Below are 20,628 nucleotides of genomic sequence, written 5' to 3' on the forward strand. Positions count from 1 at the left end.
CGCTAATTTTCCAGCAACTCCGTGAACGCGTCAAAGATAATCCGGCCCGTATACCGACCGGTGCTCATCGTGGTTTCGTAGCTGTACGTGGGGTCCGTCCACTGATGGGGCATCATGATATACCCGAGTTCGTCGTTCGCCAGGCCGACGACAAAGGGCACTTCCGCATAGGGCATGGCCGCTTTGAATTTGCGGCCCAGCTCCGGGAAGGGTTCGCCGGGAATCAGAGCGAAATGGGCGCCGCCGATGCGCACGGCCGTCACTTCGGTGATGTAGTTTTGCCCTTGGACACGCTCGGGGTCGGAAGAAATAATCCGGCAGCGGAACATGCCGACAAAACGCGCGTTCCGAATGCGCAGGGGGACATCGACGGTTCGCACGTCGATCGGAACCCCGGCGTGACGCGGGCGGTCGACCACGGCGCGCAGCGCGGCGTCAGCCAAGGCGCGGCCCATGTCGTCCATCCAGGCGATTTTCTGTTCGGGTTTAGGGAATTTTTTACGGTCGTCGAAACGGGCGATGCGCGGCGAGATCATCCCGCCCAAGGCGCCGTTATAGAAAATGCCCACGCCGCCGCCGTTTTGTTCGCAGTACTTGTAGAAGCGTCCGGGGAAATCGGCGCTTATTTTCTTGTTCGACAGCAGCGTTTCGGCGTGGCAGGCGAAATTGGCCACGGTGGCCAGCGGCGTACCGTCGATTTTTTCCACACGCAACACGCTCATGCGGCGGTCGATCGGCCCCGTGGGGTGCGGGAACCAGATGTTGCTGGACCATTGAGGGTCGATCTCGGTCGTGCCCGTCGCGATGCGAACCGGTACGGCGCCGCGAATCGCTTCGTCAACGCCCAGCGCGATATCTTGAAACGTCTTATCCAGCCAATCGGTATCCACGCCGCTCCGCACGGGGGTGAGCAGGCCCGGCCCCCAGAACCCCATGGTGTCGGGTCCTTCATGGTTGTGGGTGGCGATCACATGCACGCGATGGGGGAAGTTCTTCGTGATCAAAGCGCGTAACCGGCGCACATCGGCGTTCATCATGCCGACGCAGTCGATGGAAATCAGGACCACGGCATTGCGGCCGTCGTGGAAGTAGAGGATCCGGGCCGTCACCGGGTCGAGCACGCCGCGGCTTTTGCGCATTGGCTCGAAGCCGGCGATCCAGGCGCGGCGGTCGTAAGGCGTGATGTCCACCACCTTAACGCCGGCGCGCGTGACACCGTCGTCGAGTCGTTGCGCCGCGGCAACGTCAAAGGTATTGGGGATGGAAACCGGCTGGTAGGCCTGCATTTCGACGCCGGGCTTTTCCAGGCTACACGCGCTTGCCGCCACGAGCACGACGATCAGAACGGCCGAAAGAATGATGCGCTTCAAGGTTCGATGTTCTCCCTCTCCTTCAAGGCCTGTTGCGAGGTTTGCAGGAGGGTTTGCAGTTGGACGAGCAAGGGGCGCAAGCCGTCGGGGTCGGGCTCGCGAAACGCTTGTCCCAGGTCGATCGAGTCGACGCCGGAAGCGTCCAACACCTTGATGATAAATGAGAGTTCCGACCAATCGAGGTAGTCGAACAAGGGCACGAGTTGCTCGAAGCGGAACGGGTAACCGTCGGTGAAATCAACTTTCAGCGCCAGGAAGAGATCGTGGAGTATCCAGGCCAATTCGTAGTCCAGTTCGGCCACGCCCGGCACAATCAACGGTTCCGGATCATTCCACACGCCGTCGGCGTTTTGGTCGACGTAGCGAATGACGTCGTCGGATTGATCGTCGGTTTCCGCGGCGACGGACTCGATCATCTGCGCCAGGTAGCCGAACACCCAACCGAGCTGGGCCCCGGCCCACCGCATGTATGCGTCGCCTTCTGCCCCACGCAGACGCAGGAAGCGTGAATACACCGGATCGCCCAAGACGCGATTAAGCAGATTGTCCAGTTGCGCCAAGATGGCGGCGGCGTCCTGATCGCCTTCCTTATCCAGCGAGAAGAGCCCGAGTTGCGTGCCCAGTTCGTCCAAACCCAGCTCGGCGAGAATCAGCGGATTGAGGTCCAGGTCGAGGGCGAGCGCCGCCGAGAAAAGCCCGTCCATCGCCGCGTAGATCGAGGCGAAGAAATACACGTCGCTCACATCGTGCACGCCGGAAAACACCGGCTTCAGGAAGGGATCGATCAACGTCACGGTGTAGGAATCGTGCTCGAAGCGAAAACCCTCATGTTGACGGACTTCGGAAACGTTGAAGCCCATTTCCTCGCCGATCGGCAGCCAGAACTCCTCCACCAACAGCGAGAGCGTTTCGCCGAAGAAAGCGAAGCATGTGTCGCGCGCCTCGCCGCAACCATCGAGGGTGACGAAGCAGTCGAGTTCCAAACCCAGGTAGAGGTTCTCGCATTCGGCGACGCAGTCCGCGACCTGCCACGTGGTGTCCAGGTAGTAACCGCAGGAGGCGAACTCCACGCACGCGGCGGAGCATTGTTCCCGGCTGGGCGGCAGCAACAGACCGAGGCAACGGTCGGTCATCACGTCGCAATCGGGAGCGTCGAGAATGCAGGCGATGGTATCTTCGCCGACCAAGGCGCTGCCGCCTTCGACGCATTCAGCGAAGGAAATGCGCAGCGCGTCGAGCAATCCGCATTCGTCGATGCGCTCGCATACCTGCGCGGCGACGTCGGGCGGGAACTCGGAGGTGGTCGGCGTGTTGATCAACTCTTGCAGGAGGCCGACGGTGTCGACGAACTGCAGCACGTCGGCCAGGATGACACCGTAGCGGGCTTCCATGTTGCCTTCTTCGACGTCCAAGGCTTCTTGAAAAGCGATGTAGGCTCCGGCGCCGTCGCCGTCGCTGAGTTTCTCTTTGCCGCGCTCGACCCATTCGTCGGCGGTCGGCTCTTCCTCTTCCTCATCGCAGGCCGGTGCGGCCAGCACGGCTAGGAGCAGGAAAACAGCAAGCAGAATGCGCAGCAAACGCTCGCGGCGTTTTGGATGGAACGATGGAATGTGCATCGGTCAACTCCCCTTCGGAGCATGTAGCCGCAGCCAGCTTAATGAGTGCCGGTCGCGCATGCAAGGCGAGTGCGACGGCGTTCTACGGCGTGGCGGCCGCGTCGGCCGGCGGCGGCCAGACCTGAACGGGCTTCTCCGGCGGCGGCTCGCTGATCGGTTCGTGGGCGAATTTCCACATGCCGATGCGCCGGTCACCAAAGTATTCCACGTTCGCGCGCACGGTTTCCTGCCAATTCTTGAAAGGAAACTTCGCTTGCGGCTCGGGCAATCGTTTCCAGTGGCGGTATGCGGCTCGCCCCAACAAATCCTTGCGCACATACGCGTAAACGCCGAGGCGGCCGGTTTGCTCGCGGCGTCGAATTTTCGCGGGTTTTTGTACGGCGTGCCAGCACAGTTCGTACTGTTCCTTTAGCTCGACGTAGCTGTAAATCGTGTATTGCTGCGCATTAAGCGTCGTCTTTCGCAGCCACTCCCGCACGCCGGCTTCGCCGCGCGCGAACAAGGCCGGAAGTTGCATGATGATTTCCGGGCGCTGTTCGAACACGTAGCCGTAGTCGTACTTTTCATGCCCGACGACGCGGCGACCTGTCGCAATTTCCAAGTGCGCTAGGTGAACATCGGTCAACCCGACCAGATCCAGAATCCGCTTACCGGAGTAAAATCCGAACGCGCCTATGGGAATCGTCGCCACGGTCGCATCTTCTGGGATACTGCCGCGAAGCGCTTTACCGGCGGCGATGTAGTCACTCATCGCCTGCTGCAGGAGGCGATGTTGCAGCATGTGGCCCATCGGAATCATATTCGCCCAAACGGCGAGCCCGACCGCGACCGCCGCGGCTTTAAGTACCGGCCGCCCGCGCGGGGTCGGTTGCTGTTCCGGATCGCGCCGCCCGACCGCGAAGTACCAAATACCCAACGCGAAGAACGGAAAACCCGGCAGCAGAAAGCGCTGGAATGCGAAATAATCACCGCCGACGCGCACGATGTAGATCAACAGCACGCCCAGCAGGCCCAGCGCGGTCGTCAGCCAGCGCGGCCATTGCCGCCAGGTTTTGACGCGCCAAAGGATGCAGCCAACCAGTGCCAGGGGCGTGAGCATCGAAATCGACGAACGCCAGAGATAAGTCAGGCCGGAAACCATCAGCGCCCCGCCGCCGCCGACTTTCGCGTAATACGTGTTGGGCATCGCGTAACCGAAATACAACCAGCGCAGCAGCCAATAGGTCGCGAACAATCCGCCCGCGAGACCGCCGTACATCAACGCGCGAACGACGCGGTCTTTGCGCCACGGGATCAACCAACTCACGCCCAGCACGAGGCCGATCAGCACGCCTTCCGGGTGCAGCAGTCCCGCGGCGAACGTGACCAACGCCGAGGCCCACGGCAGGCTGTTTCGTTCGTGCTCGCGCAAGTGCAGGGTCCACGCCGCGATCCAGGCCAAGGCGAACGGGGCGGTTTCCATACCCGAGTTGGCCCACATCACACCGGGCGTGCACAGCGCCAGATAGAGAATCAGCAGCCATTCGGAAAAACCAAGCGGCCGGTCGCCGCGCACGCGCCGCACCTGCCGCCACGTTAGGGCCACCACGCCCGCCCACGCCAAGATGCCCAGCAATACCGCCCAGATTTGTACCGGCACCTTGCCCAGCAAGGTCAGCGGCGCGTTCACTACCAGCCAGGCGAAGCTCGTGTAGCCCTCCACCTTTTCGCCGGGGTTGAAGCCCAAGCCATGGCCGTTCACGAAATTCTCGGCAAAGCGGAAGGTGATGAAGGCGTCGTCGACCGGCACGCGTGACGCCCGGTAAAATCGCCCGAATATCAACACCAACACGAGTGCGAGTAAAAAAACGTGCCACGCTTTCCACACTCGTGCGGCTGGTGCTTTGGTCGTGGTTTCCGGCGCGGTCATCATAGCGGGATAGTAAGCGGGAGCGCGAGCGTCGTGTCAACCGGACCGGCCGTCGCCGTCTTCCATGAACGCGCGGGCCGGGCAGTTTTCGGCGCCCCACATCGCGGCGAGTCGCGCGGCGATCTCGCGGGCCAGCAAGCGGTGGCCGTGGGCGTTGGGATGAACGGTATCCGCCAAGGGGTTGCGGCCCGCTTGGCGCTCCGCGCTAAACAAGGCTTGAAGATCGATGTCGCGCGGGCCGGGTTGCCACTCCAAAAAGAACGGGCCGGGGACGATCTTCTCGCCGGTCAGCCCGGCGGAGGATATCTGAATGAAGCTTCCGCCACTTGCTTCGACGCGGGCCTTCAGCGCGTCGCGGTTTTGTCGGAAGTCCGCTTCGGACACGCGGCAGTGCGGGTTCATCGGCAACGGGCCTTCCCGGAAGACGTGCTGCACGCGGCTGCGCATGTACGAAACGTTCACGTTGCGCAGCAAGCGATAGAGCCGGCTGTTGACGTACAGTTTGCGGTGGAGCGACAGCGACCACGCAGGTACCTGCGACCACTCCTTGTCCGAACGAATCGGCGCCGGGCTGGCGTCGTTGGCACCGAAGTAAAAGATGAGCACGTCGGGCTGCAGGGTTTCCCACAACTGCTCGACCAGCAGGCGCCCTTGGTAGCTGGTATAGCCGTGCCGACCCAGATTCCACACTTCGATGTTCGCGTCCGGAAAACAACCCGGCAACGTGCGTCCAAGCACTTGCGGGTACGCCTGGTGCGGCTGGACCTGGTCGCCGATCGTCGAGCTATCGCCTAACGCCACGATGCGCGTGACACCCGCCGGCTTCGAACCCGGAGATCGCGCGATGTTGTAATTCTGCGGCGTCAGCGGATACACCTTGGCGCCCAGCGTGATGTACTCGTCCCACTCCGCGTCCTTGCCGCCGAGGCTTTGATAAAGCACTCGATCGACGAACACCGGGCCGCCGCTGTCGACGGTGACGTTAAACAGTCGCAGGCCAAGTTCGGTCAGGGGAAGTAGGAGCAGTATCGTAAGCAAGGCAAAGGCCAGGCGCTTGCCAAGCCGCATGCGCCCGCGCCCGCTCACCGCGCCGCCTTACAGGTGCCGCGCCACCAACAGTTCGGCGATCTGCACCGTGTTGGTGGCCGCGCCTTTGCGCAGGTTGTCCGAAACGATCCACATGTTCAGCCCGTGGGGTAGGCTCGGGTCGACGCGGATCCGGCCGACAAACACTTCGTCGTGGCCGACGCATTCGCTGCCGAGCGGGTAGACGCCCTTGGCCGGGTCGTCAAGCACCACGACGCCGGGGAAATCGGCCAGCAAGGCGCGGGCCTCGTCGGGCGAAAGCGGGTTTTCGAACTCAACGTTCACCGCTTCGGCGTGACAGGCGAAGGTCGGCACGCGGACAGCCGTGGGGGAAACCTGGATCGTCGGATCGAGGATCTTGTGCGTCTCCCAGATCATCTTCATTTCTTCTTTGCTGTAGCCGCCCTCCATGAACACGTCGATTTGCGGCAGGCAATTGAAAGCGATTTGATGGGGGAATACTTCCGCCGTGATCGGCTTCGCATTGAATAGGCTGATCGATTGGTTGGCCAGTTCATCTATCGCGTCCATGCCCGCGCCGGAAACCGACTGGTAGGTGGCCACGACCACGCGTTTGATTTTCGCTTTGTCGTGCAAGGGCTTGAGTGCGACGAGCATTTGAATCGTGCTGCAATTCGGATTGGCGACGATACGCCGAGCCGTATAGCCGTCGACCGCGTCGGGGTTAACCTCCGGCACGACGAGCGGGACGTCGTCCTCGTAGCGGAACGCGGAAGTGTTATCGACCACGACCGCCCCGGCGGCCGCCGCCGCAGGAGCGAATTTCAGGCTGATGGCGGCGCCGGCGGAGAAGAGCGCGATGTCGATATCGGCGAAGCTGTCTTCGGTGAGGATTTGGACGGGTAATTCTTCGCCGCCGAAATCCACTCGTTTACCGGCGCTGCGCTCACTGGCCAGCAGTCGCACTTCACCAACCGGAAAGTTGCGTTCGGCGAGTATCTCGAGGATTTGTCCGCCGACCAGGCCGGTCGCACCGACCACTGCCACGTTATACCGGTCCTTTTTCATTTTTCATGTTCCCTTCGCTGGGTTTTGTTCACGTTCTGATCGGCGACCTTATGATGCGTCCGGAGCCTTAGCATAAGGATAAACACCGTGCCGGCGATAGTAAAACAAGTAGAAGAACGGGCCGGATAGCGCGTAGAGGACGGCCGCCATAAAGAGCGTCTGCACGGGCTTGGCGAACGTGACGGTCAGAAGAACAACGACAAACAAGAAGGTGCCGAAGGGGTGTCGGCGGTGGATCGCCACCGATTTGAAATTCGGGAAATAAAACGTGCTGACCATCAACATCGACACCGCCAAGGTGAGGATCATGAAGGGGAAAAACCACAACGCCTTGCCTTCCAGTGTGGTGCATTCCATTTCGACGCACATCAGAACCGAAAACGCCAAGGTACCGGCCGCGGCCGGAATCGAAAGCCCTTGGAATACTCCCTTGGGCAGCTTTTCGGTGGTGACGTTGAAGCGCGCCAGGCGCATCGCACCGCAAGCCACGTAGATAAAGGCGATCACCCAGCCCAGGCCGGTGCCGCGGTGGTCGCCCCAACCCCAGCGCAGGGCGAAGTTGTAAACGAGAAACGCCGGCGCGAGGCCGAAGCTGATCAAGTCGGACAGCGAGTCGAACTGCATGCCGAAGGGGCTGGTCGTGCGCGTGAGTCGGGCAATCCGCCCATCGAGGCCGTCGAAGATTCCCGCGACGAAAATCGCCCAAGCCGCGGCGATGAAATAGTTGGTGTCTTCCCGGGGGAAGATAAACGCACCGAAGGACATGCTGATGCTGTAAAAGCCGAGCATCAAGCTCGCGGCGGTCATGGTGTTGGGCAGCAGGTAGAAACCGCGGCGTGGTCCTTCGCGGCCCGAATCGTCGTCGCAGGGTTGGCCGTCGTCATCCTCGGCGCAATCGTCGGCGACTTCCAACTCGGGCAGGATGCCGTGTTGTTCCTGATCGTTATTGCTCGCCATCGCTAAGTCTCCCGATACATGTGGCCGCGCCCTTCACATGGTCGCCCACCACGACGTCGATTTCCGCCTCCAGTGGCAAATAGAGGTCCACGCGACTGCCGAAGCGAATCAGTCCGAAGCGTTCGGCGCGTTCCACGGTGTCGCCGACGTTCGGATAAGTGACGATGCGTCGCGCCACCATACCGGCGATTTGCACGACGGTGACAAGTCGGCCGCCGGGCATCTGGATCGTCAGGGCGCACTGCTCGTTATCCAGCGACGCCTTTTCGGCCGACGCAATCAAAAACTTGCCATGATGAGTCTCTTTTTTGATCACCTTACCCGATACCGGCGCACGGTTCACGTGCACGTTGAACGGACTCATGAAGATGCAAACGCGCCGGCAGCGGCCGTGGTCGTAGCGCTCGTCGTCGATTTCAGCCACGGACACGACTTCGCCGTCGGCGGGACAGATGATCGCATCCTTTTCGACCGGCGGCGTGCGGGGCGGGTTCCGAAAAAATGCTACCACCCACACAAACACCAATAGCCAGGGAATGGTGATCCATAACGGCAGGTGAAAGACGATAAAAACGAGAAGAATGAGGGCGGCCACGGCGATGAAGGGCCATCCTTCGCGAACAATATAAGGATCTTGTCGGCGCATTTGTTTCGTTGTGCTCCGCGTTAGTTGCTTCGTTGACGCAGTGCTACCCGACGTTCTTGCGAAGTCGGGCAACCATTCCGGCGATGCGGTCTTTGCTCGCCAGTTTTTGTTTCGACAAGCGCGTGCGCTCCATTTCCTCTTGCGGAGTGCGCACACGCCGCCGGTTCAAGGCGTCCACCTGCCGATTCAACTCTTCGTGTTCTTCCAGCTGGCGGCGCAGTTCCGGATTGCTCATGGCCATTGTTTTGACTTCGAGATCCACCATACCGTTGTCAGGCCTCCTGTTTGGCGAATTTCGGGTTCATCTCGGCGTCGGAAAGACGCACGTAATGGGCAACGAGGCCCTCTTCTCCGCGCGCGTACGCCTTGCCCCCCAACCAGCCGACGCCCGCCGCGCGGGTATAGGTCAAGGTCGGAGGAACAATTACCGCATCGGGTTTGGCGGCGCGAATCGATTCTTCAAACAACGTGGCGCCCCCGCCGACAAACAGACACGGACCCTCGATTTGCGCCGCGTACTCGGCGGCGTTCACCGAACAATCCTCGGCGAGGCGACTCCACTGCCCGTGTCCGTCGGGTGCAAACAAGGCGGCAAACACCTGGCGCTTGCGCGCGTCGATCATCGGACATATCGGTGTCGTGCCGAAAGCGAAACCCAATGCGGAGGCTTCCAGGCTGTTGACTCCCACCAGCGGCGTGCCGGTGGCCAAGGCGACACCTTTGGCGGTCGCCAGGCCGATCCGCAGGCCGGTGAAGCTGCCGGGGCCCTTGGCGCAGGCGATTAGTTCGACATCGGCCAGACGCCAGCCGGCGTCGGTCAGGCAGCGATCGACGGCCGGCAGCAAACGCTCGGAGTGCGTGGCGGTGACGTCAAGCGCGTAGGACGAAACGAGTTGTTCGCCTTCCAGCAACGCCACCGATCCGGCGCGAGTGCTGGTGTCGAGGGCGAGAATTTTCATAGGATCAAGTGTTCCTTGATTTGGAAAAACAGCCACCGGAAATCATTGAAGAACACCAGTAGAAACAGGGCGGCCAGGAAGGCTATGCCGATGCGCAGCGCCACAGCCATCGCCCGTTCACTCAGCGGCTTGCCGCGAATGCCCTCAATACCGAACAGCAGCACGTGCCCGCCGTCGAAAATGGGGATCGGCAGCAGATTGATAAACGCCAGATTGACGCTGATGATCGCCATGAAAAAGAGAAACTGAATCAGCCCCATGCGCGCCGATTCACCCGCCAGGCGCGCGATGGCGATGGGGCCGCCGATGCTCGTGGCGGGCACTTTACCCACGACGATGTAGTAGATGCCCTGCACGATGCGCACGGTCCAGATCCACGATTCGCCGAAGCCGCGGCTGAGGATCGTCAGGGGGTTCCAATAACGTTCGACATCTTTGACCACGGGCGTGAGGCTGACCAGACGCTGTACGCCGATCTGCCCGAAGACCTCTTTCTGGCCCAGGATATCAAGTTGTTCGATACGCTTAGGCGTGGCGGTCACGTTCACAGCGCGGCCGTCGCGCATGACGCCGACGTGAATGGGACGGCCGGGATTGTCGCGCACAAACTGGGTGAATTGGCCCCAGGATTCGATCGCCTCGCCGTCAACGGACACGAGTTTGTCGCCCCTTTGCAGGTCGGCTGCGGCCGCGGGGCTGTCTTCCTGCACCTGATATATGTAGAGCTCGCCGGTATCGATGCCGAGGCTGGACATGGTCCACGCCCCGCTTTCGGGCGCCGGTAGGTTGATCGTGTGGGTTAGCGGCGGCTTTTCCTGTACGATGTTTTCCTCGCCGCGCGACACGCCCAGAGTAATCGACCCGCTGCCGGCGCCGCCCAACAACTCCTTAAGCTCGACGAGGTACCGCACCTCGCGCCCATTGATGGTCAAGACATAATCGCCGGTGCGCAGCCCCGCCTGATACGCGGCCGACTCGGCATCGGCAACGCCCACGAGGGGTCGAAATCCCAAGGGGGAGATGCCGATCACGCCGCGCTCGGTCTCGAACAGGAACAAGTGATGCGGCCCGACTTCGCGCTCGGGGGTGACGGTCAGGTCGAGCGATTGGCCCTCGCGGTCGACGGTCACCGTGAGCGGCACGTCGGGGTTTTTGGAGATCTTCACCGACAATTCCTGCCACGTGCGGATCGCGTCGCCGTTAATGGCCGTGACGTGGTCGCCGGGTTTCAAGCCGGCTTGCTCGGCCACGCTGCCTAACCCGACGTCGGCGATGAGCGAGGCGGCGGCGGGGTAGCCGATGACAAAAATCGCGCAGAAAATCAGAAACGCGAGAACCAGGTTCATGGCCGGCCCCGCGATGACCGTCAGCATGCGCTTGTAGATGGGCGCAGTGTTGAAAGCGCGATCGCGCATTTCCTCGGGAACGGGTTTATCGGGCTCGTCGCCGACGAATTTTACGTATCCGCCCACCGGAATGGCGTTGACGCGGAATTCGATGCCGTCGCGCGTCCACTTGAACAACGCCGGTCCGAAACCGATGGCGAAACGCTCCACACCGATGCCGAGCAAGCGGCCGGTCTTATAATGTCCGTACTCGTGGAAAATGACGACAATGGAAAGCAGGACCACAAAGGATCCAACGGAAATCAACACGGAAGAAATCACAGCGCTAATCCCCCTGAGCCAGTCGTGCGATCATTTCACGCGCCGCCTGACGGGCGCTGCGATCGGTCCGGATAACACAATCCAAATTTTCCGCCTTCCCTTCTGGAACTAGTGTAAGCACTTCCGCGATAATTTGCGAGATGTCATAGAAGCCGATTTTTCCCTCCAAAAAGGCGTGAACGGCCTCTTCGTTGGCGGCGTTGAGCGCCGCAGGTGACAATTCGCTGAGCGCCAGCGCCCGAAACGCCAGGTCCAGACAAGGGAACTTTTCGCGGTCCACACCGTAGAAATTCAAGGGGCCGGCGCTGACCAAATCGAGATGTTCCATGACGTCGGGGAGCCGCTCGGGGTAGCTCAGCGCGTAGGCGATGGGGCCTTTCATATCGGGCACTCCGAGCTGCGCGACGACTTGTCCGTCTTGAAATTCGACCATGCTGTGCACGATCGATTCGGTATGTACGACCACGTCCACCTTTTCCGGCGGCACGTCGAATAAAAAGCACGCTTCGATCACTTCCAGCCCTTTGTTCATCAGCGTGGCCGAATCGATCGTGATTTTGCGACCCATTTGCCACGTCGGGTGCGCCAGGGCGTCGGCTGAGGTCGCGGCGGCGATACGCTGCCGGGGCCAGTCCCGAAAAGGCCCGCCGCTCGCGGTGAGCACGACCCGCCGAATATCGCCGTGCCGGTGCCCGAGGATCGACTGCATAATCGCCGCGTGCTCCGAATCCACCGGCAGCAGGCGGCAGCCGTTTTTCTTCACTGCCGCCAACACCAAGGGGCCGGCCATCACCAGGGTTTCCTTGTTGGCCAGGGCGATATCCTTGCCCGCTTGGATCGCGCGCCACGTCGGCAGCAACCCGGCGGCACCGACGACCGCGGCCACGACCAGTTCGGCGGCCGGGTGTTCGGCAACGCGACCGATACCCTCTTCACCGAAGACAATCTCGGTGTCGCTTTCGTTCAATAGCGCGCGCAATTTTTCCGCGCCGGCCTCGGTACGCATACTGACCAGCTCGGGTCGAAAACGGCGGACCTGCTGCGCGAGCAATTCCACGTTGTCGCCGGCGGCCAGCGCCGCCACGTCGAAACGCTCGGAATGCGCCGCGACGACCTCAAGTGTGGAAGTGCCGATGCTGCCGGTGCTTCCGAGAATGGAAATCGTTTTCTTCATGGACCAATCGTTTTCATCAATTCAAAAAAGTGCCATTCGACGATGAAGTAATAAAGCACCGGCGCACAGACGATGACGCTGTCGATGCGGTCGAGCACGCCGCCGTGGCCGGGTAGAAACTGCCCCGAGTCTTTGACCTCGGCACCTCGCTTGATCGCCGATTCGACTAAGTCACCCAGCGGGCCGACCACGCCGAGCACCCCGCCGATCAGCAGACCCGCGCCGACACTCAGGTGCGAGGACCAGATGCCCACGCCCAAACCCGCCAGCAAACTGGCCGCAAAACCGCCCATCGCGCCTTCCCACGTCTTGTTGGGGCTGATGCGCGGCGCCATCTTGCGCTTGCCGAGGGCGCTGCCGACGAAAAAGGCCCCGGCGTCGTTGATCCAGGGGATCAGGAATAGGATGATCACGAGCTTCTCGCCGTAGAAAATATCCTGGTAAACGCGTAACGCGGCGATGTAGCCGACCAGCAAGCCGGGATAGATGGCGACGAACACGAGTTTGGCGGCTCGGCTTACGGCGTTTTCCTGTTTTGTCGAGGCCAAGCCGGCGACGCCCAGCGCGATCAGCGTTGTAAGCACCACGGCCATACCAACCATTTCGTCGCTGCCGGTAGCCGCCGCGTAGGCGCAGCCGACCGAAAGTCCGGTGGCCAACACGCGAAACGTGAGGTCTTGTTCGCCGAACGCGAGCCGAGCGCTTTCCCAGCCGCCCACGCCCGCTCCGAGCGCGAGCAAGACCGCCATCAGCGCCCACCACGGCGCCCAACCGATCAGCCATACAAAGGCCGGAAGCAGAACGAGCGCCACGAGAACTTTTTTCGCTTTCATGCCTTATCCTTATCGGCACCGACGCCGATTTGCTCGCCGGTTTTGCCAAAACGTCGTTGCCGGCGTCCGAATGTTTCCAGGGCGCGGGTCAATTCCGCTTCGTCGAAATCCGGCCACATCACGTCGGTCACGTAGATTTCGGCGTACGCCAGTTGCCACAACAAGTAATTCGACAGGCGCAACTCGCCGCTGGTGCGAATCAGCAAGTCCGGATCCGGTATCCCGGCCGTATCGAGGCTTGCCGCGAACAACGCTTCATCGATTTGAGCCGGGTCGAGTTCGCCGTTTTGCACCCGGCGGGCCAACGCCGCGGCGGCGCGCACGATTTCGTCGCGACCGGAATACGACAACGCCACGTTTACCTGCAACGAGCGGCACGAGCCGGAGCGTTGCTCGGCGTCGGCGATGCCTTCGCGCAGGTCGGGCGTCAACTGATCCCGGCGGCCAATGGCCTTGAGCCGCACGTCGTTTTTAATGAGCTTATCGACTTCCGTGCGCAGCACGCCGCGCAGCAGGCCCATCAAAGCTTCAACTTCCGGGCGCGGCCGGTTCCAGTTCTCAAGCGAAAACGCGTACAAGGTCAAATAAGGGATGTCGAGGCGGCGGCAGGCTTTGATGATCATGCGCACCGTCTCGACGCCCTGGGCGTGGCCTTTGGTGCGAACGAAGCCGCGCCGCTTAGCCCAGCGCCCGTTGCCGTCCATGATGACGGCGATATGCCTTGGTAAGCTGCTCGAGTCCAGGCGGTCCAGCACGCTCGCCGACGACCCCTCCGACATTCGTCTAGATCTCCATCACTTCCTTTTCTCGCTTGGCGACCATTTCATCGATCTTCTCGATGAAATCCTCGTGGAGCTTATGCACTCGGTCAGTGCCGCGATGGGCGTCATCTTCAGAAACATCGCCGTCTTTTTGAGCTTCCTTGATCATTTCGTTGGCATCGCGACGTTCCTTGCGGACGGCGATTTTGTGGTCCTCACCCATTTTCTTGACGACTCGCACCAACTCCTTGCGGCGGTCTTCGGTCAGCGGTGGAAAGGCGATACGCACGACCTTACCGTCGGTTTGGGGGTTGAGTCCCAAATCGGCGGATTGAATCGCTTTGGCGATTTCGTTGCACTTGGGTTGCTCCCAGGGAGCGATCACGATCAAACGACTTTCCGGCACGCTGATAGTGGCCATTTGGCTCAGCGGCGTCGGCGTGCCGTAGTAGTCCACGCGGATGCCATCAATAATGGCCGGGTTCGCGCGGCCGGTACGAATCTTGGCCAATTCACGCCCGAGGTTCTTGATGGTTTTTTCCATGCCTTCCCGACAGGCGTCGAATACGTCGTCAATCACAGCTCACTCCTTGATAATAGTTCCCACAGCCTCGCCCTTGACGGCTTTGAGAATATTGCCCGGGCGCAGCATATTGTATACCAGAATCGGGATGGAATTGTCGCGGCAGAGGCTGACCGCCGTCAAATCCATTACGCGCAGATTCTTGGCCATCATATCGGCGTAACTCAATTCTTCATATAACTTGGCGTCGTCGTGCACGGCGGGGTCTTTGTCGTAAACCCCCTCCACTTTCGTGGCTTTCATGAGAACCTGGGCGCCGATTTCGGCGGCGCGCAACGCGGCGGCGGTGTCGGTGGTGAAAAAGGGTAGTCCAGTGCCGGCGGAGAAAATCACGACGTAGTGTTGATCCAAGTGATGGATCGCGCGCTGCCGGATGAAGGGTTCGGCAATCGCCTGCATAGGCAAGGCGCTCATCACGCGGGTGGGGCAGCCGACGTTTTCCAAGGCATGCTGCATGGCCAGCGCGTTCATCACCGTGGCGAGCATGCCCATATAATCGGCGCTCGCACGGTCCATGCCTTTGCTGGCGCCCTTGACGCCGCGAAAGATATTGCCGGCGCCCAGCACAATGCCGATCTGTGTGCCGGTGCGGTGGGCTTCGGCTATTTCCTTGGCGATATCAAGAAGATGGTCTTCATCGATGCCGTATTTGGCCTTGCCCATTAGGGCTTCGCCGGACAATTTCAAGACAATACGTTTGTATTTGGGTTCGCTCATTGAAAGCGCTCCGTTCATGAGTGGAACGTGCGAACTTTACCGGAGCGGCCCAGCGGGGGCAAGGTGCGGGTTTATGCCGGGCTCAGCGGAGTGGCGAGCAACTCCTCGGCCTGCTCGCGGGACAAGCCGACGATCTTCGTCAACGGTATGAGCGCACGGTCACCCATATCGAATTCGATTTCCTGCATTTTTCGTGCGAGAAATTCAAGCCAGACATCGTCACCGAAACGGACGCGATACTCTTTAACCTGATGGCCGAATTCCTTCTTGAACGCCAGATGATTGTTGATCACCAAGGTGTTGTCGATCGGTAGGCGCAGGTCCGCGAATTGCTGTGCGAGACTGTACAAGTACCGATACACCTCGCGCTCGAAACGCTTCCGGAAAGTGATATCGTCCTCGCCGGAACGACCGGCGTCCTCGCTCGTAATCCGAGAAATGAACCGTGCCGCTTTGCGATTAACGAGGATACGGCGGTTGTTGTCGTCCGCGTCGGTAGGAAAGAGGAAAAAGTGGCTTTTCTTTAGCGAGTAGTCGAAGGATGTGCCGACGATTTCCTCACCGTCGAAAAATTGCACGACGAGCTTAATTCCGGCCAGGTTGCCGTCGGGGAGATCGTAGTCCTTTTTCTCGTCATCATCGGGAGATTTGACGAAAAACACCGCCTTCAAGTCGGAAACTTTTACTTCCAGCTTCTTTTTATCGGTGGTGAAAACGTGGAAAACCAGCCGATTGCCGATGTCCAACGTCCGCCCGCGCACGACGTACCCGTTGAGATATTTAACCACAACAAGGTGTTCCATGATCGCCTCCCCCAATCGCTTGGTCCCACTTGACCTAGTTGCTGCCGAAGCCGACGCGCCGATACGCACACGCCGATGGCACCTCCCAATGCCTAGCTGCGCATACCTGTTGGGACACCTGGTATCTGTGTTGTGGATTCTGCTGTCGTATTCCAGGTTGCAGGAACGCGTCGCTACCTTCCAGCTCGCGATTTCATCTTACCACACTATCACTATTGACAAGGGGCGTTTTCACTCAAGGTTCGTTTTTTTCGCATTGTTCGGGGGTAATCGGCGCTAATAATCCTCCCCATTTAGAATCACCGGCCAACCGCGAAGCAACACGACGAGCGCTTGGGGCGAAGGTATCGGCTAAGCGGCACAGGGCGCGGGTTCGCAAGTCATCGCGCGCGGCGATCTGCGCGGCATGGCGATAGGCGGCCCGCGTCCCGGCGACGTCGTCGGCTAATTTCCGCAAATCGCCCAGCGCGAGCCAATCCGCGGCATTGGCGCCGAACGCACCGTCGCGGCCGGTCACGAACTCGGCACTGGCCCTCGCCTGATCGAGACGCTCCGCGCCGCCGTCCCGCAGATACGCGTCCAACGCCGTATCCCGCGCGAAACGAGAGAGTCGCAGCGACTGCCCCCAATCGTCGCGAAGTCGATGTTCCACCAGCCGCAGCCACGGCGGCGAATCGACGGGCTTCGCGCTTCGTGACAGCGGCTTTTTCGCCCATTGCATCGCAAGAGCCACGGCGTGATCGTCCCGCCCGGCGCGACGCAAGGCGTTCAGTTGCCCCCACAGGGCCTCCAAAGCGAGCGGCGAATCGCCGTAATCGTTCACCAGCAGGGCGAAACAAGCGGCCGCGGCGCCACTTCGGTCGCGGTTGAGCAAGTGCATGGCGGCGTCAAACAGCACCAGCGGCGTTTCCGGATCGCGGGACCAGGGTTCGCCCCGCAACAGCGCGACGTCAAGTTCTCCCTGCGCGTTGATGACGGACCCGGCCAGGATTTGCGCCTTGCGCCACAGCCGGCCGCGGTCATGGTCGGCGGCGGCGGTCGAGGCGGGGTCGTTGCTCGGCCAAAGCGCTTCGTGCCGCCATTGCGCGAGCAGCAGTTTCGCCGCGGCGACGGTTTGCGGGTCCTCCCCGGTTGCGATGGCCCGCTCAAGCCAACGCCCGGCCTGATCGAGGCGGCGCTGGTGTGCCAGAGTAAGCGCCCCGAGGTAGAGCAGCGCTTCGCTTTGCCCCGCAGGCGCATCGGCAAGCGCGCGACAGGTCAACTGCCACGCGGGTTCGCTGTCAACGCGCCAATGACCGTAGAGCGGTGGCGTATTCTCGGCGTCGAGCCAGGCAACCAGTTCCCGGCGGGCAGCCAGTTGTTGTCGGCGATACGAATCGACGACCTCGCGCGCCGCGACCGCGTCAGCCACCCGTGGCGGTAGTTGCAGCGGCCGTTGAAACAGGCGACCGGCGGTGAGGGGCGTTTCGCCGCAGCCCTCATCTTCGTAGTAAGGACGGCTGATCCAAACCGACAACACGGGATACGGTCGCGGAAGTACCGACAGGGACACGTCGAACACCGCGTCGCCGTGGGCCAACGGGGGGAAGGGGTCGTGATCGATCAACGCCTGCAGACGATTGTCGATTTTCATATCGGGGAAATGATGATGCACGAGCGAACCGGTAACGTGGGCGCGCCCGACCCGCCCGACGGCCGTGGCAGCCCGCACGCGTACGGTCCAGTTCCAGGGTTTCTCGAGACGGGCGGCGGCCGGCGCCAAAAGAAGGGAAACCGCGTCGAGGAAGGTGGTAAAATCCTCGGACACGAATCGCAGGGGCGGCGGCGCGACCGGTTTTCTTGGTTCTTCGCGCAGCGGACCGACCGCGGGCAGTGTGACGATTTCTTCGTTGCCGTCGGGAAACACGAGCCTGGCACGGGAACCGTCCAACGGCTCGACATGGAGTTTGGTTTCCCCCGCCTGGACCACGCGGAAGCCGACCCCACGGGCGGGCGGATCGGTGCTCAGGCCGTGTCCGGCAACCAAATCGAAGGGCGGTCCGGCTGCGGCAGCCCACGCGGCCAGCAGGCCGATTGCAATAACGACGCTCCACTTTTGCATGGGCGGATCATGCCAGAGCGGGCTTCGTCGGCGCAAGCGACGCTTTTTCGTGCGAGAGACCCCTTGCAATGGTGTTCCGTCTGGTTTATATAACTACGCCTTTTCTGAAGGATCGAAGGGTCAGATTGAATGGCGCAAGCTTCTGCCAAACTGAAAAACAACGCCGGTAACGGCGAAATGTCCAAAGAGCAGATCTTGCTGGACGCATTGGAGCAAGCGGCGGCAGCAGTCGGCGTGGTAGTACGATATGACAAGCTGGCAACCGGCGATATAAAAAGTACAAGCGGTGTTTGCAGGATTCGCGGCGTAGACACCATCATTGTTGATCGCCGATTGTCGATAAAGGAACGAGTCGCCGCCTTGGCGCGCGAATTATCGACGTTTCGATTCGACGACGTGTTTCTACCTCCCGCAATCCGGGAGCTTCTCGAGCCGGTCGAACCGAACGGGCAGGAAAGGAAGAATGATGAGAAAGCGGGAACTTGAGGAGATCAAACGCAAGCTCTTGCAGGATCGCGACCGTATCTTGGCCAACGCCAAACGCACCATGGAGAGCATCACGAATCCAAATATGGACGACCTCAACGACGAGGGCGACGTAGCCAGTTCTGAGACCGATCAGACAATCAATTTGCGCCTGCGCGACCGCGAATCAATGCTGCTGAGTAAAATCGAGCGGACGCTGTTAAAATTCGAGGAAGACACTTTCGGCATCTGTGAAGAATGCGGAGAGAACATCAGCGTCAAACGCCTCAAAGCGCGCCCGGTTGCTCAATATTGTATTCGTTGCAAGCAGGAACGTGAGAAAATCGAGAAAGGATACGCCGACTGAATGACCAGCATCGCGATCCTTTCCCGCCTGTGACCGCAGCCGGCGAATCTCCGCCGCAACCCCTTATTTCACGAATAAAGGCCAATCCCCCGCACCGCCATCCGCGGTTCTATCTGGGCATGCTCGTGGCCACGTTCGCCACAACCTTACTCTCCGGCTTGGCCCTGACCTACGGCGGTGAAGCCACCGTATCCACTATCATGGACGCCTTTACGTTCCCGGCGGCGCTGCTCTCGATGTTGATTGCCCACGAAATGGGCCACTACCTGGCGTGCCGCCACCACGGCCTCGACGCCACGTTGCCGATGTTCATCCCTGCCCCGCCCTTTCCCATCGCCATCGGCACCTTCGGGGCGTTTATCCGCATCCGCTCGGCGATTCGCAAGCGCGCCAAGTTGTTGGACGTGGGCGCGGCGGGTCCGTTGGCCGGAGTCGTGTTTGCGTTGCTTTGGTCGGCGGTGGGTATCGCGCTGAGTCGGGTGGAGCCCGTCTCGGCCGCCGAAGGGTCGCTGGAATTCGGCGAATCGTTATTCTTCTGGCTGATGCGGCTGGCCATTCTCGGTCCGATACCCGAGGGCTCGGGTATAACGATGCATCCGATGGCCTTGGCGGGGTGGCTGGGGCTTTTCGTCACCTCGTTGAATTTGCTCATGGCCGGTCAGCTCGACGGCGGGCACATCGTGCACGCTTTATTCGGCCGGCGGCACCGTTGGATTTCCCGCATGGTGTTCGTCTGCCTGATCACCTGGGGCGCATGGGGCGACCCGTTGCTCGAGGATTGGTGGGCCTATCCCTTCCTCTTCGGATTGCCGGTATGGGCATTCGTCTTGAGTTTGTGGACCATGCGTCGTAAAGTGGCGAGAACACTCTTGATTGGCCCGGTGCTGCTGTATGTGCTCGTACAGATGGTCGCCGGCGCGGGTTCGGCCAGCACAATGTGGCTGGTCTGGGGAATGCTGGTGTTTGCCTTCGGGCTGGACCACCCGCCGATCGCCGACCCGGGGCGGCCGTTGTCTCTTTGGCGCTGGGCCGTGGGGTTGCTTTCCTTGGTGGTTTTGGTGGGGACGTTTATCCCCATGCCGATAACCGTTGTGATGTAACGAGTCGTTTTGCATTCTGGGAGGTGCGCGCATGCCTAAGACAAGCCGATCCATCGTGATTAACGCTTCACCGCAAGCCTGTTACGACGTAATTTGGGACTGCGAATCGCATCCGGAGTTTTTGTCCGAACTGCAGCGGGCGAAGATCCTGGACCACCGGGATGATTTCGTGCGGGCTGAGTTTACCGTTCGCATCGTCAAGGAAATCAAATACACAATCGATTTGCACGGCACGCCCGGCGCTTCGATGAGTTGGAAACTCGTGAAGGGCTTTTTCAAGAAAAACGACGGCCTGTGGACGCTCCGCGACCTGGGCGACGGCCGCACCGAATGCACGTACGATATCGACATCGAATTCGGCCTGATGGTGCCCGGCAGCGTCGTGAAGATGCTGCAGGAACAACAACTGCCGAAACTGCTTGAAGCTTTCAAGAAACGGATCGAAAGCTTAAACTAAGCCAAGATCGATCACCTTCGCTGATACA

General features: G+C 60.8%; 21 protein-coding genes. 4 read left to right on the top strand and 17 right to left on the bottom strand.

Translation table 11 applies throughout. The annotated features are described in order from the left end of the window. Positions 1–2: 2 nt before the first annotated feature. From P9L99_18125 to P9L99_18205, 17 genes are all read right to left on the bottom strand, one after another. Positions 3–1,370 carry a hypothetical protein gene (locus P9L99_18125; GenBank protein MDP8225284.1) on the bottom strand — a complete coding sequence of 456 codons (1,368 nt, stop codon included), beginning with the start codon at positions 1,368–1,370 and terminating at the stop codon, positions 3–5. Further along, positions 1,367–2,986, bottom strand: coding sequence for a hypothetical protein (locus P9L99_18130; protein ID MDP8225285.1), 1,620 nt, complete (start codon positions 2,984–2,986; stop codon positions 1,367–1,369). Before P9L99_18130 ends, P9L99_18125 begins: the two co-directional genes overlap by 4 nt. Positions 2,987–3,068: 82 nt before the next feature. Further along, positions 3,069–4,775, bottom strand: a complete 1,707-nt coding sequence (locus P9L99_18135; GenBank protein ID MDP8225286.1) for a hypothetical protein — start codon at positions 4,773–4,775, stop codon at positions 3,069–3,071. Positions 4,776–4,931: 156 nt separating this feature from the next. Then, entirely contained in the window at positions 4,932–5,981 is a 1,050-nt protein-coding gene (locus P9L99_18140) for an SGNH/GDSL hydrolase family protein (GenBank protein MDP8225287.1), read from the bottom strand. A gap of 9 nt (positions 5,982–5,990) precedes the next feature. Further along, positions 5,991–7,010: an aspartate-semialdehyde dehydrogenase gene (locus P9L99_18145; GenBank protein MDP8225288.1), complete on the bottom strand. Its 1,020-nt coding sequence runs from the start codon at positions 7,008–7,010 to the stop codon at positions 5,991–5,993. A 48-nt stretch (positions 7,011–7,058) separates the two neighbouring features. Further along, entirely contained in the window at positions 7,059–7,967 is a 909-nt protein-coding gene (gene pssA, locus P9L99_18150) for a CDP-diacylglycerol--serine O-phosphatidyltransferase (protein ID MDP8225289.1), read from the bottom strand. Next, positions 7,954–8,613, bottom strand: a complete 660-nt coding sequence (locus P9L99_18155; protein ID MDP8225290.1) for a phosphatidylserine decarboxylase family protein — start codon at positions 8,611–8,613, stop codon at positions 7,954–7,956. The genes pssA and P9L99_18155 overlap by 14 nt, the downstream gene beginning before the upstream one ends. 43 nt (positions 8,614–8,656) lie before the next feature. Next, positions 8,657–8,878 (bottom strand): YdcH family protein, encoded by a 222-nt coding sequence (locus P9L99_18160; GenBank protein MDP8225291.1) that lies wholly within the window; start codon positions 8,876–8,878, stop codon positions 8,657–8,659. Positions 8,879–8,885: 7 nt separating this feature from the next. Then, the gene (gene tsaB, locus P9L99_18165; GenBank protein MDP8225292.1) at positions 8,886–9,572 is read right to left on the bottom strand and encodes a tRNA (adenosine(37)-N6)-threonylcarbamoyltransferase complex dimerization subunit type 1 TsaB; all 687 of its coding nucleotides are present in this window, start codon (positions 9,570–9,572) and stop codon (positions 8,886–8,888) included. Further along, the gene (gene rseP / locus P9L99_18170; GenBank protein ID MDP8225293.1) at positions 9,569–11,239 is read right to left on the bottom strand and encodes an RIP metalloprotease RseP; all 1,671 of its coding nucleotides are present in this window, start codon (positions 11,237–11,239) and stop codon (positions 9,569–9,571) included. Before rseP ends, tsaB begins: the two co-directional genes overlap by 4 nt. A 4-nt stretch (positions 11,240–11,243) precedes the next feature. Further along, positions 11,244–12,413, bottom strand: coding sequence for a 1-deoxy-D-xylulose-5-phosphate reductoisomerase (locus P9L99_18175; GenBank protein MDP8225294.1), 1,170 nt, complete (start codon positions 12,411–12,413; stop codon positions 11,244–11,246). Next, on the bottom strand, positions 12,410–13,246 hold the full coding sequence (locus P9L99_18180) for a phosphatidate cytidylyltransferase (GenBank protein MDP8225295.1): 837 nt from the start codon (positions 13,244–13,246) through the stop codon (positions 12,410–12,412). The genes P9L99_18175 and P9L99_18180 overlap by 4 nt, the downstream gene beginning before the upstream one ends. Further along, positions 13,243–14,025 carry an isoprenyl transferase gene (locus tag P9L99_18185; protein MDP8225296.1) on the bottom strand — a complete coding sequence of 261 codons (783 nt, stop codon included), beginning with the start codon at positions 14,023–14,025 and terminating at the stop codon, positions 13,243–13,245. The genes P9L99_18180 and P9L99_18185 overlap by 4 nt, the downstream gene beginning before the upstream one ends. Positions 14,026–14,029: 4 nt before the next feature. Continuing rightward, positions 14,030–14,587 carry a ribosome recycling factor gene (frr, locus tag P9L99_18190; GenBank protein ID MDP8225297.1) on the bottom strand — a complete coding sequence of 186 codons (558 nt, stop codon included), beginning with the start codon at positions 14,585–14,587 and terminating at the stop codon, positions 14,030–14,032. Between the two features lie 3 nt (positions 14,588–14,590). Next, positions 14,591–15,307, bottom strand: coding sequence for a UMP kinase (pyrH, locus tag P9L99_18195; GenBank protein ID MDP8225298.1), 717 nt, complete (start codon positions 15,305–15,307; stop codon positions 14,591–14,593). Positions 15,308–15,378: 71 nt separating this feature from the next. Beyond that, positions 15,379–16,110, bottom strand: a complete 732-nt coding sequence (locus P9L99_18200) for a hypothetical protein (protein MDP8225299.1) — start codon at positions 16,108–16,110, stop codon at positions 15,379–15,381. A 235-nt stretch (positions 16,111–16,345) separates the two neighbouring features. Beyond that, complete coding sequence (locus tag P9L99_18205; GenBank protein MDP8225300.1) at positions 16,346–18,211, bottom strand: hypothetical protein; 1,866 nt, start codon at positions 18,209–18,211, stop codon at positions 16,346–16,348. Positions 18,212–18,340: 129 nt separating this feature from the next. On the opposite strand from P9L99_18205, the gene P9L99_18210 reads away from it, so the two are divergent. The 4 genes from P9L99_18210 to P9L99_18225 all read left to right on the top strand — a co-directional run bounded on the left by P9L99_18210 (position 18,341) and on the right by P9L99_18225 (position 20,600). Beyond that, positions 18,341–18,697: a hypothetical protein gene (locus tag P9L99_18210; GenBank protein MDP8225301.1), complete on the top strand. Its 357-nt coding sequence runs from the start codon at positions 18,341–18,343 to the stop codon at positions 18,695–18,697. Beyond that, entirely contained in the window at positions 18,678–19,043 is a 366-nt protein-coding gene (locus tag P9L99_18215; protein ID MDP8225302.1) for a TraR/DksA family transcriptional regulator, read from the top strand. The genes P9L99_18210 and P9L99_18215 overlap by 20 nt, the downstream gene beginning before the upstream one ends. Before the next feature lie 119 nt (positions 19,044–19,162). After that, positions 19,163–20,143, top strand: a complete 981-nt coding sequence (locus tag P9L99_18220) for a site-2 protease family protein (protein MDP8225303.1) — start codon at positions 19,163–19,165, stop codon at positions 20,141–20,143. A 31-nt stretch (positions 20,144–20,174) separates the two neighbouring features. After that, positions 20,175–20,600, top strand: coding sequence for an SRPBCC family protein (locus P9L99_18225; GenBank protein ID MDP8225304.1), 426 nt, complete (start codon positions 20,175–20,177; stop codon positions 20,598–20,600). The last annotated feature ends 28 nt before the right edge of the window (positions 20,601–20,628 follow it).

Origin of the sequence: Candidatus Lernaella stagnicola (assembly GCA_030765525.1) — a bacterium.
Taxonomy (GTDB): Bacteria; Lernaellota; Lernaellaia; order Lernaellales; family Lernaellaceae; genus Lernaella; species Lernaella stagnicola.